11 protein-coding genes and 1 pseudogene are annotated in these 14,170 nt (G+C 71.4%); 9 read left to right on the top strand and 3 right to left on the bottom strand.

Annotated features, from left to right (window positions below; all coding sequences use genetic code 11):
* Positions 1-105 precede the first annotated feature (105 nt).
* The 8 genes from ACFXB5_RS36050 to ACFXB5_RS36015 are packed head-to-tail and all read left to right on the top strand — an operon-like array spanning position 106 to position 8,088.
* Positions 106-942, top strand: coding sequence for an SDR family oxidoreductase (locus ACFXB5_RS36050; RefSeq protein WP_385216190.1), 837 nt, complete (start codon positions 106-108; stop codon positions 940-942).
* Positions 943-954: 12 nt separating this feature from the next.
* Positions 955-2,043: a galactitol-1-phosphate 5-dehydrogenase gene (locus ACFXB5_RS36045; protein WP_385216187.1), complete on the top strand. Its 1,089-nt coding sequence runs from the start codon at positions 955-957 to the stop codon at positions 2,041-2,043.
* Positions 2,040-3,131: an alcohol dehydrogenase catalytic domain-containing protein gene (locus ACFXB5_RS36040; RefSeq protein WP_385216185.1), complete on the top strand. Its 1,092-nt coding sequence runs from the start codon at positions 2,040-2,042 to the stop codon at positions 3,129-3,131. The genes ACFXB5_RS36045 and ACFXB5_RS36040 overlap by 4 nt, the downstream gene beginning before the upstream one ends.
* 5 nt (positions 3,132-3,136) lie before the next feature.
* Positions 3,137-4,636 (top strand): glycerol kinase GlpK, encoded by a 1,500-nt coding sequence (glpK, locus tag ACFXB5_RS36035; RefSeq protein WP_385216182.1) that lies wholly within the window; start codon positions 3,137-3,139, stop codon positions 4,634-4,636.
* A 54-nt stretch (positions 4,637-4,690) separates the two neighbouring features.
* The gene (locus tag ACFXB5_RS36030) at positions 4,691-5,653 is read left to right on the top strand and encodes a shikimate dehydrogenase (RefSeq protein WP_385216179.1); all 963 of its coding nucleotides are present in this window, start codon (positions 4,691-4,693) and stop codon (positions 5,651-5,653) included.
* Entirely contained in the window at positions 5,650-6,231 is a 582-nt protein-coding gene (locus ACFXB5_RS36025) for a glucose-6-phosphate isomerase (protein WP_385216176.1), read from the top strand. The genes ACFXB5_RS36030 and ACFXB5_RS36025 overlap by 4 nt, the downstream gene beginning before the upstream one ends.
* Positions 6,228-7,157, top strand: a complete 930-nt coding sequence (locus ACFXB5_RS36020; RefSeq protein ID WP_385216173.1) for a phosphoglycerate dehydrogenase — start codon at positions 6,228-6,230, stop codon at positions 7,155-7,157. The genes ACFXB5_RS36025 and ACFXB5_RS36020 overlap by 4 nt, the downstream gene beginning before the upstream one ends.
* Positions 7,158-7,173: 16 nt before the next feature.
* On the top strand, positions 7,174-8,088 hold the full coding sequence (locus ACFXB5_RS36015; RefSeq protein ID WP_385216170.1) for a MurR/RpiR family transcriptional regulator: 915 nt from the start codon (positions 7,174-7,176) through the stop codon (positions 8,086-8,088).
* Positions 8,089-8,101: 13 nt separating this feature from the next.
* Here the strand turns inward: ACFXB5_RS36015 and ACFXB5_RS36010 are convergent, their stop codons facing one another.
* The 3 genes and pseudogenes from ACFXB5_RS36010 to ACFXB5_RS36000 form a co-directional block, all read right to left on the bottom strand.
* Positions 8,102-8,620, bottom strand: coding sequence for a hypothetical protein (locus ACFXB5_RS36010; protein WP_385216167.1), 519 nt, complete (start codon positions 8,618-8,620; stop codon positions 8,102-8,104).
* Positions 8,621-8,737: 117 nt separating this feature from the next.
* Positions 8,738-9,881, bottom strand: a pseudogene (locus tag ACFXB5_RS36005) (acyl-CoA dehydrogenase family protein).
* Positions 9,882-9,933: 52 nt separating this feature from the next.
* A complete protein-coding gene (locus tag ACFXB5_RS36000; protein ID WP_385216164.1) occupies positions 9,934-13,449 on the bottom strand; it encodes an indolepyruvate ferredoxin oxidoreductase family protein in 3,516 nt (1,171 codons plus the stop codon).
* Between the two features lie 185 nt (positions 13,450-13,634).
* On the opposite strand from ACFXB5_RS36000, the gene ACFXB5_RS35995 reads away from it, so the two are divergent.
* Positions 13,635-14,075 (top strand): Lrp/AsnC family transcriptional regulator, encoded by a 441-nt coding sequence (locus ACFXB5_RS35995; RefSeq protein ID WP_037961940.1) that lies wholly within the window; start codon positions 13,635-13,637, stop codon positions 14,073-14,075.
* Positions 14,076-14,170 lie beyond the last annotated feature (95 nt).

The following is a 14,170-nucleotide window of genomic DNA, read 5'->3' as shown; positions in this document are numbered from 1 at the left end:
CCCGGCGGGCCCACCCCCCGCCCGCCCCCCCCCACCCCCCCCCACTCGCGCGCGGCGGCGCCGCGAAACCGACCACCTGCGGAACCGACACCCACAAGGGGAAACATGACCACCACCTACGAACCCGCCCCCGGCACCGCGCTGGAGGGCAAGGTCGCCGTCATCACCGGTGGCGCCTCCGGCATCGGCGAGGCCGTCGGCCGGATCTTCGCGGCCAACCGGGCCAAGGTCCTCCTGGTCGACATCGACGGCAAGCGACTCCAGCAGGTCGTCGGCTCCATCCAGGCCCAGGGCGGCGACTGTGTGGGCATCGAGGCCGATGTCACCGAGGAGGAGCAGGTCCAGGGCTTCTTCCGGACCGCCATGGAGGAGTGGGGCCAGGTCGACCTCCTCGTCAACAGCGCGGGCCGCGACTCGCTCTCACCCCCGGTGACCGAGGTGACGCTGGAGGAGTGGAACAAGACCATCGGCCCCAATCTGACCGCGGTCTTCCTGTGCTGCCGTGAGGCCTTCCGGATCATGGGAAAGCAGCCCACCGGCGGGCGCGTCATCAACATGGGGTCCTCCTCGGCACGGCTGGCCTCCGGACCCGGCCACAGCCCCTACCGCGCGTCAAAGCACGGAATGATGGGGTTCAGCAAGAACATCCTCCTCGAGGGCAAGGACAAGAAGATCGGCGTGACGGTGATCAACCCGTCACACGTCAAGACCCCGATGACCGAGATCATCGACAAGGGCCTGTACGACGGCGACATCCCCGCCTACCTCGACGGCTGGCTGGACGACAAGGAGCTCGCCGAGGGCATCCACGCCAGCTGCATCGACGTCGACAACGTCGCCGAGGTCTCCCTCTACGTGGCCACGCGCACGCCCGACGTCACCATCCCCCAGATCGCGCTCTATCCGACGCACAAGGCACACCGCTACGGCATGGAAGTCTGAGGCAAGCGAGCGATGAAGGCAGCAGTACTGCGATCCGAGGGCGTCCTCACCCTCACCGACATCCCCGCCCCCGCGCCCGTGGGCGACCGCTCCGTCCTCGTCCGCGTCGGCGGTGTGGGCGTCTGCGGCTCGGACGTGCTGAGGTTCGGCCGCGGGAAGGCGTACCACTATCCGCTCGTCCTGGGCCACGAGTTCTCCGCCGTGGTCGAGGAGGCCCCGGAGGGAAGCCGTTTCCGCCCCGGGGACCGTGCCGCGGTCTTCCCCCTCCTGCCCGATCCGGCGGATCCGATGACCCAGATCGGCGAGTACGCCGTCGGCTCCGGCTACGACTACTACGGGTCGCGGCGCGACGGTGCCATGGCCGAGTTCCTCCAGGTGCCCGAGGCCAATCTGGTGTCGGTGGCGCGGGATGTGCCGCTGGTGCACGCCGCCATGGTGGAGCCCGCCGCGGTCGCCCTGCACGCCATGCTGAAGTTCCAGCTGCCCGCCCACGCCACCGCGCTGGTGATCGGGGCGGGGCCGATCGGGGCGCTGGCCGCCCAGTGGCTGCGCATCCTGGGCGCCAGCGAGGTGTACGTGGCCGATGTGGACGAGCGCAAGCGCGCCGTCATGGCCGGTCTCGGCTTCCCGGTGATCGACGCGTCCGCCGGGGACACGGTGGACACGGTCCGGGAGCTGACCGGCGGCCGGGGCGTGGACTGCGCGGTGGAGGCGAGCGGTCTGCCCGCCACCCTCGTCCAGGCCATCACCGCGGCGGCCCCGCTCGGCCAGGTGACGCTCCTGGGCGACATCTCCGGCGACCTGACCCTGCCGCGCGCCCTGGTCTCCTCGATCCTCCGCCGTGAGCTGCGCGTCTACGGCACCTGGAACTCCAAGATCACCCCGGCCGGGCGCAGCGAATGGGACATGGTGGTCCACCACCTGGGCCGCGATCTGAAGGTGGCGCCCCTCATCAGCCACACCCCGAGCCTGGAGGAGGCACCGGCGATGTTCGCCGACATGCTGGAGCGCCGCACCTGGTACAACAAGGTCGTCTTCGCGGTCGCCGACCAGGCCCAGGCCGAGCTCATCCGGCCCGGTGTCGTCGGAGGTGCGTCATGAGGGCCGCCGTACTGCGCCGGCCGGGGGAGCTGGCGGTCGAGGACGTGGCCGAGCCCACCGTCGTCGGCGACGACCTGCTGGTGCGGGTCCGGGCGGCCTCCATATGCGGCACCGACCTGCGCATCTTCAAGCACGGCCACTTCAAGATCCCGGACGGGCAGCGCCGGGTGCTGGGCCACGAGGTGGCGGGGGACGTGGTGGCGACCGGACCGCGGGCGGCCGCGTTCCACCCGGGCACGCGGGTCACCGTCACCCCGAACGTGGGCTGTGGCCGCTGCGACATGTGCCGCCACGGCTACAACAACATGTGCCCGGACTACGAGGCGTTCGGCATCAGCATCGACGGCGGCTTCCAGGAGCTGCTGCGGGTGCCCGGCTTCGCCGTCCAGCGCGGTAACGTCTTCGAGATCCCCGAGGGCGTCTCGTACGCCGAGGCGGCCCTGGTGGAGCCGTTCTCCTGCTGCTACAGCGGGCAGCGCGGGCTCCGGGTCGGCCCCGAGGACGTCGTGGTCATCACCGGGGCCGGTCCCATCGGCGCGTTCCATGTGCTGCTCGGCAAGCTGGCCGGGGCCCGCAAGGTGATCATCTCCAACCGCAGCCGCCCCCGTCTGGACCTCGCCGCCCGGCTCGGCGCCGATGTGTGTGTCGGGGTCCGCGAACAGGATCTGGCCGAGGTGGTGCGCGAGCACACCGGCGGCCGGGGCGCGGACGTGGTCATCACGGCGGTGTCCGACCCCCAGGTGCAGGAGCGGGCGGCCGAACTGCTCGCCCCGCACGGCCGCCTCAACTACTTCGCCGGCCTCGGCGCCGCGCGGACCATCCCGCTCGACACCAACGCCGTGCACTACAAGGGCCTCACCCTGACCGGGACGACCGGCTCCACCAACGGCGACTACGGCCGTTGTCTGCGGCTGGTCGGCGAGCGCCGCGTCGAGCTGTCACCACTGGTCAGTGAGGTGTTCCCACTGGAGAAGATCCACGATGCCTTCGCCTACGCGGCCTCCGGGGCCGGGATGAAGGCCATGGTCGCGTGTCACGGCGACCCCCACGCCACCACATCGCGCCCCGCCTCGGCAGAAGGCAGGTGACATCCATGACCCATCGCTATGTCATGGCCTTCGACGCCGGAACCACCAGCATCCGGGCCATCCTCTTCGACAAGGCGGGCGACATCGCCGCGTGCGCCAGCCAGGAGTTCCCACAGATCTATCCGCAGCCCGGCTGGGTCGAGCACAACCCGCTCGACATCTGGAACACCCAGGTCACCGTCGCCAAGCAGGTGCTGGCCCAGGCCGAGTGCGGCTCCGAGGACATCGCCGCCATCGGTGTCACCAACCAGCGCGAGACGGTGGTGGTCTGGGACCGCGCCACCGGAGAGCCCGTGCACCACGCCATCGTGTGGCAGGACCGCCGCACCGCGGCGCTGTGCGAGGAGCTCAAGGCCCGCGGCCTGGAGGAGTACGTCAAGCGGACCACCGGGCTGATCATCGACGCCTACTTCTCCGCCACCAAGGTGAAGTGGATCCTCGACAACGTCCCCGGCGCACGGCAGCGCGCCGAGCGCGGCGAGCTCGCCTTCGGCACCGTCGACACCTGGCTGATCTGGAACCTCACCGGCGGCGCCGCACATGTCACCGACTACACCAACGCCTCGCGCACCATGCTGTTCGACATCACCCGTCTCGACTGGGACCAGCGGCTGCTCGACGAGCTCGACATCCCCCGCGAGATCCTCCCCGAGGTGCGTCCCACCAGCGAGGTCTACGGCCACACCGATGAGTCGGTGCTGCTCGGCGCCCGAATCCCGGTCGCCTCGGCCGTCGGCGACCAGCAGGGCGCGCTGTTCGGCCAGGCGTGCTTCGAGCCGGGCTCGGTGAAGGCCACGTACGGCACCGGGGCCTCACTGGTCCTCAACACCGGCGACAGCCCCGTCTTCAGCGGCAGCGGCATGCTCACCACCATCGCCTGGGGCGTGGACGGCGGCGTCGAATACGCCCTGGAAGGGCTGATCTTCGTGGCCGCCGCCTCCATCCAGTGGCTGCGCGACGAACTCCAGATCGTCTACGACGCCGAGGACACCGAGCACGCCGCCCTCAACGTCCCCGACACCAACGGCGTCTATGTCGTACCGGCCTTCGTGGGGCTCGCCGCCCCGTACTGGGACCAGTACGCGCGGGGCGCCATCCTCGGCCTGACCCGCGGCGCCAGCCGTAAACACATCATCCGGGCCACGCTGGAGTCCATCGCCTACCAGATCCGTGACGTCATCACCTGCATGGAGTCCGACTCGGGCCTCACCACGCGGGAGATCAAGGTCGACGGCGGGGCCACCGCCAACAACTTCCTCATGCAGTTCCAGGCCGACATCCTCGACGTCCCCGTGCTGCGCCCCACCGTCATCGAGTCCTCGGCCCGTGGCGCGGCCTTCCTCGCCGGGCTCGCCACCGGGTTCTGGAAGGACCGGGACGAGCTGTCCGGCACCTTCCGGCTCGAGCGCCGCTTCGACTGCGCGATGGACCGGGCACGGGCCGACCGGCTCTACGCGGGCTGGCAGAAGGCGGTGGGCTGCGCCCGGGACTGGGAGGAGCACTGACCCGGCCCCCCATCCGGCCCGTACCACCGCACGGCTCCTCGAAGGAGAACTGACATGCCGCGGACGTATCCCGCCGCCGCCCGCCCGACGATGTACTTCATCGGCGTCACCACCACCAAGTCGTCCATCATGAAGGTGTTCCCGGCGTGGGCGCGCGAGCTGAACCTCGACGCCGTCATCGAGGGCATCGACCTCCCGCTGGACGACACCCCCGAGCACTACCGGGAGGTGGTCGATTTCATCAAGCACGACCCCCACTCGCTCGGCGCCCTGGTCACCACCCACAAGCTCAACCTCTACAAGGCCGCCCACGACCTGTTCGACGGCGTCGGCCACGAGACCGAGCTGCTGGACGAGGTCAGCAGCGTCTCCAAGCGCGGCGACCAGCTGTGGGGCCACGCCATGGACCCCGTCACCAGCGGCCTGGCCCTGGAGGCCATCGTGCCGGACGGCTACTGGTCCCGTACCGGGGGCGAGCTGCTGCTGCTCGGCGCGGGCGGCTCCTCCCTCGCCCTCACTCTGTACCTCCACAACCGCGCGGCGGCCGGTGGCGACGTCCCCTCCCGCATCGTGGTCACCAACCGCCGCGAGGCCCGGCTGCGGGAGATGCGCACCGTCCACGAACGCCTCGGCTTCACCATCCCGATCGAATACCACGTGGCCCCCGAGCCGCGCGACAACGACGAACAGCTGCGGACACTCTCCCGCGCCTCCGTCGTGGTCAACGCGACCGGGCTCGGCAAGGACCGGCCCGGCTCCCCGCTCACCGACGCCGCCCAGTTCCCCCCGGACGGCATCGCCTGGGACTTCAACTACCGCGGCGACCTGGTCTTCCTGGACCAGGCACGGGCCCAGCAGACCGCCCGCGGCCTGCGCGTGGTCGACGGCTGGCTGTACTTCATCCACGGCTGGACCCGCGTCATCGCCGAGGTCTTCCACATCGACATCCCCACCCACGGGCCCGCCTTCGAGCGGCTGTCCCGCATCGCCCGCGACGTCACCCAGGAGAACGCATGAACGCCATAGCGCCCCGGCCCGCAGTCGTCACCGACTTCAGCCTCGTCACCGGCCTGTCGCAGACCAAGAAGCCGCTCCAGCGCCGCATGTCCGCCATGGCCGGGATGTACGCCGACCAGCGGGCCGCGGAGCGCCTGGCCGAAGAGGACGTCCTGGTCTACGAGTTCTTCGACATGGGCGTCCCCCAGAGCTCCGGGGAGGTGGCCTACGGCACCAGCATCACCTACCCGGGCAAGGTCGGTGACGAGTACTTCATGACCAAGGGCCACTTCCACTCCGTGCTCGACACCGCCGAGATCTACTACTGCCTGCGCGGCCGGGGCCTGATGATGATGGAGAACCCCGAGGGCGATGTGCAGTGGCAGGAATTCACCCCCGGCCAGGGCGTCTACGTCCCCGGCCGGTACGCCCACCGCTCCATCAACACCTCGCCCGACGAGCCGCTGATCACCTTCTTCGCCTTCCCCGGCCACGCCGGACACGACTACGGCACCATCGAGTCCAAGGGCTTCCGCAAGATCGTGGTGGAGCGCGACGGCGCCCCGGCGGTCGTGGACAACCCGAAGTGGGCGCGGTGACGAACCGGATCGCCGTGACGCCACGCTCGCTGTCCCAGGGCGGCCACCCCGCGCTGGCCGCCCTGGAGGCGGCGGGCTACGATCTGCTGTTCCCCACCCCCGGCCGCCAGCCCACCCGCGAGGAGCAGCTGCGGTTCCTGCCCTCGTGCGTGGGCTATCTCGCCGGGGTCGAGCCGATCACCCGCGAGGTGCTGGCCGCGGCCCCCGGCCTCAGGGTCATCAGCCGCAATGGCGTCGGAGTCGACTCCGTCGACCTGACCGCCGCCGCCGAGCGGGGGGTGGCCGTCGAGACCGCCGCCGGGGCCAACGCGCAGGGCGTCGCCGAACTCGCCATCGCCCTCATGCTCGCCGGGCTGCGCCACATCCCGCCGCAGGACACGGCGCTCAAGGCCGGCCGGTGGCAGCGGATCGAGGGCCGCGAGGTGGCGGGGCGCACCCTCGGGGTCGTGGGGTGCGGGCAGATCGGCCGCAGAGTGGTCCGGCTCGGCCTCGGGCTCGGCATGTCCGTACGCGCCTTCGACGCGTTCCCCGACCCGGAGTTCACCCCCGCCGGGGACTTCTCGTACACCACGATGGACGATCTGCTCGCCCGCGCGGACGCGGTGACCCTGCACTGCCCGCCCGCGGAGCGGCCACTCATCGACAAGGCCGCCATCGCGGCCATGCGGCCCGGCGCCCATCTGGTCAACACGGCCCGCGCGAGCCTGGTCGACGACGGCGCGGTCCTCGACGCCCTCGAGGACGGCCGGCTCATCGGGTACGCCACCGATGTGTACGACCAGGAGCCGCCGGAGCCCGAGGAGCTGCTCCACCACCCGCGAGTGATCACCACACCCCATATCGGGGGGTACACCAGGGAGAGTGTGGAGCGCGCCACCCGCGCGGCCGTGGAGAATCTGCTACGGGTACTTAACACCCCTTCCTGAGACCACGGAGCGATTCATGGCTGTCCCGGCGGATGAGGCCGGCAATGTGCTGCACCTCATCACCAGCAAACTGCCCTACCTACCGGGCGCGCTGCGCCAGATCGGCGAGTATCTGCTGGCCCACCCCCGGCAGGCGCAGTCGATGACCATTTCGCAGCTGGCCTCGGCATGCGGTGTGGCCGAGTCGACGGTGTCCCGGTTCGTCCGCGAGCTGGGCATGGACAGCTATCACTCGCTCCGCCTCAGCCTCGCCGAGGCCACCTTCGCCACCCGGTCGGCCGCCGGCCGGGACGAGGAGTTCGTCTACGAGGGCATCCTCCGCGGCGACGAGCCCCCCGCCATCGTGGGCAAGATCGAGCGCAGCAGCCGTCAGACGCTGGCCCAGACCGCCAAGCAGGTCAGCGGCGACGCCATCAGCCGGGCCGTCGATCTGCTGCACGAAGCGGACGCGGTGGTGTTCTGCTGCATGGGCTCCTCCAGCATCGCCGCGGAGGAGGGGGTCATGCGGTTCACCCGCGCGGGCAAGAAGTGTCTGCTCTACCGCGATCAGAGCGTGCAGGTCATGCTGGCCACCATCCTGACGCCACGGGATGTGCTCATCGGCATCAGCGACTCCGGCAAGTCCACCGCCATCGTGGACGCCATGCGGCTCGCCCGGCAGACCGGGGCCACCTCCATCGGCATCACCTCCGTCCAGGACAGCCCGCTGGCGGAGTTCAGCGATGTGCCGCTGTTCACCTCCAACGTCGCGGGGGAGGGGCTGTACGGGGAGTCCGTCACCTCGAAGTGGGGCCAGCTGCTGCTGATCGACATCCTCTACGCCACCTACGCGGCACGCCACTTCGACGACACCCTCCACCATCTCAAGGAGACCTACGAGGCGGGCATCCGCCACTCCCGTTCCCCGGGAGTCCCGCCGGTGGAGAGCTGACCGGCGGGGCCGGTCACCTGGACACGATGTGCAGGACCGCCGTGCCGTCCTCCCCGGCGGCCATCAGGATCACCACGGAGCCGGGCTGAGCGGCCGGCCGCATGGTGCTCACCCTTCCGCACGAGTTGCTGCTGCCGTGGTCGCGCAGCACGGTGATACACCCCTGGCCGGGGCCGCTCGCCCCGCCCTGGGAGCGGTTGTTGCCCGACTTCACCGTGTACGTGATCTTGTTCGGGCCGATCTCGTTCACGGTCAGCGTCGCCGGACCGGCCGGGCCCTTGAAGCGGACCGTCACCTGCTCGGACACCGCGATCTCGCAGTCGCCGTCCGCGCAGGCGCCGATGTCACGCCCGTCCGCCGCCGACACCGACGGTTTCGCCGAGGCGCCGGGATCGCCGGAGGGGCTGCCCGAGGGCTGTGCGGAACGGGACGCCGACGGGTTCCCACTGTGTGCGGGCGCCCCGTCGGTCGCGTCCGACCCGCCGCAACCGGCCACGGTCAGAGCGGTCAGCACCGCCATCACCGCCGCCATACGGCCTGATCCCGGCTGTTGCGCTCGTGCCCCGCGCGTTCCACGTACCGATGTCATGGTGGTCATCATGACCGGTGTCCCGGCGTGCCCGGGTGCGACATTCCGTCGCGGGGCCGGTCAGGGGGCGAGTTGGCGGCTGATGATGAGCCGCTGGATCTGGTTGGTGCCCTCGAAGATCTGCATGATCTTCGCTTCGCGCATATAGCGCTCCACGGGGAAGTCACGGGTGTAGCCGTAGCCGCCGAAGACCTGGACGGCGTCCGTGGTCACCTTCATGGCGGCGTCGGTCGCCGTCAGCTTGGCGACGCTGGCCTGACGGGTGTACGGGCGCCCGTGGTCCCGGCGGCGGGCCGCGTCCAGATAGGTGGCGCGCGCGGAGTCGACCGCGGCGGCCATGTCGGCCAGCAGGAAGCCGAGCCCCTGGTGGTCGATGATCCTGCGGCCGAGTGCGTTCGTGGGCGTAGGCGACCGCGGCGTCCGCGGCGTCCAGGGCGGCCTGGGCGAGCCCGGTGGCGCAGGCGGCGACGCCCAGCCGGCCGGAGTCCAGGGCTTGGAAGGCGATGTGGAGCCCTTGGCCCTCGCCGCCGATGAGCCGGTCGGTGGGGAGGAGGGCGTCGTCCCAGAAGGCGGAGGTGGTGGGGATGGCGTGCAGACCCATCTTCTCCTCGGGCCGGCCGAAGGTGAGGCCGTCGGTGTGGCCGGGCGCGAAGAAGCAGGAGATGCCGTCGCTGCCGGGGCCGGTGCGGGCGAACAGGGCGTAGAAGTCCGCCTTGCCGCCGTGGGTGATCCACGCCTTGGCGCCGTTGATCCGATAGCCGTCGGGGGCCTTGTCGGCACGGCAGGACAGAGCCGCCGCGTCGGACCCGGCCTGGGGCTCGGACAGGCTGTACCCACCGATGAGCCGGCCGCCGAGGATGTCCTCCGCCCAGCGTTCGCGCTGCTCGGTGGTGCCGAAGGTGAGCAGGGGGAAGGCGGCGAGGGTGTGGACGCTGGTGGCGATGGCGACGGCGGCCCAGCGCGCGGCCAGCTCCTCCAGCACCTGGAGGTAGACCTCGTAGGGCTGGCCGCCCCCGCCGAACTCCTCCGGGTAGGGCAGGCCCAGCAGCCCGGCGTCGCCCAGCAGGCGGAACAGGCCCTCGGGGTAGGTCTCGGCGCGTTCGTGCCCGTCGACGCGGAGGGCGAGCTCCTTGTCGGCGATCTCGCGGACGAGGTCGAGCAGGTCCTCGGCCTCACGGGTGGGAAGCAGACGGTCGACGGGCATGAGGGGCGCCCCTGTGGTGCGGACGGGCGAGGAGAGGTGCCGAGGGCCGGGGTCAGACGGAGACGGCCGCGGGGGCGTCGGCGGTTGCGGCAAGATCGTCCAGAGCCGCGCGGGCCGTGGTGCGGAACTCCTCGACCCGGGCCAGTTTGATGTCCTCGTAGCCGCGGACGGCCTCGACGAGCCGCACCAGATCCTCCACGGCGGTGGCGTTGCCGGGCGTCAGACGGGCCAGGGCGTCGCGGACCAGACGCGGGTACTCCTCGATCAGCGCCCGCTCCTGGCGGCGGACCTCGGCGTATCCGAAGAGGTCCAGCCGGGTGCCGCGCAGCCGCCGCAGGGCGCGGAGGAGCGAGAAGAGAGCGGGTGCGGTGCGGTGGAGCCGGATCTTGCGCTTCATGCCCAGCGCGCGCAGCGCCGGCGGGTGCAGCAGGACGGAGACGGTGGCATCGGCACCGAACTCGTCCGCGACCCTGGCCCGTTCCACGGTGTCCAGATGCAGCCGGGCCACCTCGTACTCGTCCTTGTAGGCCATGAGCCTGTGCAGCCCCTCGGCGTAGGCGACGGCGATGCGCTCGCCCGCCTCGTCACCGGCCCGCCGCCGGGCCAGCGTGGCGACCTGCTCCACCTCGGTGGCGTACCGCTCGGCGTAGGCCCGGTCCTGATAGGCGATCAGGTCGGCGGCGCGCAGGGCAACGGTGTCCTGGAGCGTTCCGGGCCCGGCGGCCGTGGCCGCGATGGTGTGCGCCTCGGGTGTGATCTCCAGGACCGGCCGTTCCGGGGTGGCCAGGGCACGCCGCACGGCCTCGGGGTCGAGGGCGGCGGCGCGCCCCCAGCGGAAGGCGGCGAGGTTCTTCTCCACGGCGGCGCCGAGGCGGATCGCGCCCTCGATGGCGTCTTCCGTCAGCGGTATGCAGCCGTGCTGGAAGGCGGCTCCGACGAGGAGCATATTGGTCGGCAGGTGATCGCCGAACAGGGCTTCGGCCATGCTCTGCGCGTCGAGGTAGAGGTTCTCCCCGGGGCGGGTGGCCGACTCGATGCGCTCCAGGGCGTCGTCCGGGGAGCCGGGCACGACGACCCGGTTGGTCACCATGGCCGCGGTGGGGACGATGGCGGAGTTGACGACGGCGATGGTGTGGCCGGGGCGGGCGATGCGCAGATTGGAGTCGGCGGCGGCCCCGAGCAGATCGAAGCCCATGAGCACGTCCGCGGTCGCACGGGAGGCGCGCACGGCACCGGTGACCGGGGTGGCCGCGATCCGCACGTCGCTGACGACGGGCCCGCCCTTCTGGGCCAGCCCCGTCTGCTCCAGCCCGGCCGCGTAGCGGCCATCGAGATGGGCGGCCCGCTGCAGCATCTGTGAGACGGTCACGACACCGGTGCCGCCGATGCCGGGCATCCGCAGCAGTGTGCTGTCCCCGGCCACCGCCGGGGTGGGCGCGGTCAGGGCCACGGGCGGCTGGGGGACGGCACGGGGCCGCTTGCCCTTCGCCTTGTTGGCCGTCTTCGCCTTCGGCTCGACGAGGAGGAAGGAGGGGCAGTCGCCCTTCAGGCAGCTGAAGTCGGAGTTGCAGGACGCCTGGTGGATCCGGGTCTTGCGGCCGAAGGTGGTGTCCACGGGCTGCACCGACAGACACGTGGACACGTCCCCGCAGTCGCCGCAGCCCTCGCAGACCCGCTCGTTGATGACCACCTTCTCGGCGGGGGTGGGCAGCTGACCGCGCTTGCGCAGCCGGCGCTCCTCCGCGGCGCAGCGGTCGTCATGGATGAGCACGGTCACGCCGTCGGTGGCGGACAGCTCCTTCTCGGCCTCGGGCAGATCGTCGCGGTGGCGCACCGTGGCGATCGGGTCCAGGCGTACGCCGCGGTAGTCGGCCGGCGCCGCGGTGGTCACCACGACCTTCCGTACGCCCTCCAGTGCGAGCCAGCGGGTCAGCGCCGGGACGTCCAGCCGCCCCTCGGGCCGCTGGCCGCCCGTCATCGCGACGGCGTCGTTGTAGAGGAGCTTGTACGTCATGGTCACGCCCGCGGCCACCGCCGCGCGGATGGCGAGGGAGCCGGAGTGGTGGAAGGTGCCGTCACCGAGGTTCTGCACGAAGTGCCGGTCGTCGGTGAACGGGGCCAGGCCGATCCACTGGGCGCCTTCGCCGCCCATCTGGGTCAGCCCGATCTGATGGCCGCGGCCCGCGCCATCGAGGGCGATCATGGCGTGGCAGCCGATGCCCGCGCCGACGAGGGTGTCATCGGCGGTGCGGGTGGAGGTGTTGTGCGGGCATCCGGAGCAGAAGTAGGGCGTGCGCGCCGACACGGTGGGCAGCGCGATCCGGGGCGCGGGCGGCGGCGCCAGCGAGGCCAGCCGGGCGGTCGCGGTGCGCGGCAGCCGGTCCGGGCCGATGCGCCGGGCCAGGGCCTTGGCCACGTCCTCGGCCCCGAGGGTGCCCCGGGCGGTGAGCAGCGGCCGGCCGTTCTCGCCGTGGCGGCCGACCACCACGGGCGCGTCGGCGCCGCCGTACAGGGCGGCCTTGAGGTGCCCTTCGAGGAAGGGCACCTTGTCCTCGACGACCAGGACCTGGTCCAGATCGCCGGTCATGGCCACCAGGTCTTCGTCGCAGAGGGGGAACGGCATCGCCAGCCGGATCAGCCGCACACCGAGGGCCTCCATGTCCGCCTCGCCGATGCCGAGGTCGGCCAGGGCGCGCCGCACCACGGCGTACGAGGTGCCGGAGGCCACCACGCCCAAGGTGGCGTTCGCGGCACTGAAGGTGATGCGGTTCAGCCCGGTCTCGCGGGCGTAGGCGCGCGCCAGGTCCAGCCGGCGGGTGAGCATGTCGTGCTCGGCGTCCAGGGACGCGGGGCCGACGAGGGTGGGCGGCGCGCCGCGCGGGGCGGCGGGCGGGGCGGGGATGTCGGGCCGGAGGGAGTCCAGGTCGACGACGGCCGAGGCGTCCGCGATATCCGCGACGATCTTCAGTCCGGCCCAGAGGCCGGTGGCGCGGGACAGGGCCACGGCGTGCAGTCCGAACTCGAGGATCTCGGGTACGGACCCGGGCGCGAGCAGGGGCATGGCCAGGCTCTGGCACATCGGCTCGCAGGAGCTGGGCACGGTCGAGGACTTGCTGCCGGGGTCGTCGCCGATCCAGGCCACCGCGCCGCCCAGTGCCGCCGTACCGGCCACCGTCCCGTGCCGCATCGCGTCGGCCGCGCGGTCAAGACCGGGGTTCTTGCCGTACCAGAACCCGGTCACCGCCTCGTGGCGGCGCCCGGGGACCTGCCCCAGCAGCTGCGTCCCGGCCACGGCGGTGGCGGCCAGCTCCTCGTTGAGCCCCGGCCGGAACACCACACCGGCGGGGTCGAGGAAGCGGCGTGCCCGGTCCAGCTCCAGATCGACCCCGCCCAGCGGTGAGCCCGGATAGCCGGAGACGAACGCGCGGGTGTCCAAACCGCGCGCCTCGTCCAGCCGGCGCTGTTCGAGGGTGAGCCGGACCAGGGCCTGGATGCCGGAGATCAGCACCCGGCCGCTGTGGGCCGTATAGGGGTCATCGAGCGAAACCGCGGCGGGGTCGGTGCTCATGTGAGCCTCCTCGGCGTAACTGGGGTCCGGCCCAAGGACAGCAACATCACCCAGAGGAGCACAAGTAACTTGCGGCCGATCCAGGTGAAGACGCAAACTGCCGGGGAAATTCGCGAGATCGACTAAAAGAGTTTGCGCGCGCTGTGAGGGTTGCGCGGGTGCGCGCGGCGCGGAGCGGAGGGCCGATGCCCGAGTTCGACGATGTGGACCGGCAGTTGCTGCGCATGCTGCGGGAGGACGGGCGGCGCACCTTCTCCGAGATGGCACCCGAGGTGGGATTGTCGGTGGCCGCGGTCAAGCGCCGGGTGGACCGGCTCAAGGACACCGGGGTGATCAAGGGCTTCACGGTGCAGATCGACCACACCAAGCTGGGCTGGGGCATCGAGGCTTTCGTGGAGCTGTCCTACACCGGTACGACACCGGTCGGGGAGATCGTCCGCACCTGCTACACGGTTCCCGAGGTGCAGGCCGTCTTCACCATCGCCGGCGACCCCGACGCCCTGGTACACGTCCGGGTGCGGGACATCGAGCATCTGCAGCAGGTCATCGACGGTCTGCGGCGCGTCGGCCTGGTCACCGGCACCAAGACGCTGATGGTGCTGGGCTCGTGGACACGCCACGCCTGACCTGGGGGTGCACCTACGGGGTGTCCGGCGGACCACGCGGCGGAGCCGCATATCGACGCTTTCCCCTCCCCGCCCCTTCCCGCGGCATCGATATG

This window comes from Streptomyces sp. NPDC059455 (assembly GCF_042750115.1).
In the GTDB taxonomy this organism is placed as follows: Bacteria; Actinomycetota; Actinomycetes; order Streptomycetales; family Streptomycetaceae; genus Streptomyces; species Streptomyces endocoffeicus.
This window is presented reverse-complemented; position numbering and strand designations above follow the sequence as displayed.

What these genes read in the sequence shown, in the direction of transcription:
- ACFXB5_RS36010 (WP_385216167.1), bottom strand. Translation starts at nt 8,620, where the DNA reads ATGGCGGCGGTGATGGCGGTGCTGACCGCTCTGACCGTGGCCGGTTGC.
- ACFXB5_RS36015 (WP_385216170.1), top strand. Translation starts at nt 7,174, where the DNA reads ATGGCTGTCCCGGCGGATGAGGCCGGCAATGTGCTGCACCTCATCACC.
- ACFXB5_RS36040 (WP_385216185.1), top strand. Translation starts at nt 2,040, where the DNA reads ATGAGGGCCGCCGTACTGCGCCGGCCGGGGGAGCTGGCGGTCGAGGAC.
- ACFXB5_RS36000 (WP_385216164.1), bottom strand. Translation starts at nt 13,449, where the DNA reads ATGAGCACCGACCCCGCCGCGGTTTCGCTCGATGACCCCTATACGGCC.
- ACFXB5_RS36025 (WP_385216176.1), top strand. Translation starts at nt 5,650, where the DNA reads ATGAACGCCATAGCGCCCCGGCCCGCAGTCGTCACCGACTTCAGCCTC.
- glpK (WP_385216182.1), top strand. Translation starts at nt 3,137, where the DNA reads ATGACCCATCGCTATGTCATGGCCTTCGACGCCGGAACCACCAGCATC.
- ACFXB5_RS36045 (WP_385216187.1), top strand. Translation starts at nt 955, where the DNA reads ATGAAGGCAGCAGTACTGCGATCCGAGGGCGTCCTCACCCTCACCGAC.
- ACFXB5_RS36030 (WP_385216179.1), top strand. Translation starts at nt 4,691, where the DNA reads ATGCCGCGGACGTATCCCGCCGCCGCCCGCCCGACGATGTACTTCATC.
- ACFXB5_RS35995 (WP_037961940.1), top strand. Translation starts at nt 13,635, where the DNA reads ATGCCCGAGTTCGACGATGTGGACCGGCAGTTGCTGCGCATGCTGCGG.
- ACFXB5_RS36050 (WP_385216190.1), top strand. Translation starts at nt 106, where the DNA reads ATGACCACCACCTACGAACCCGCCCCCGGCACCGCGCTGGAGGGCAAG.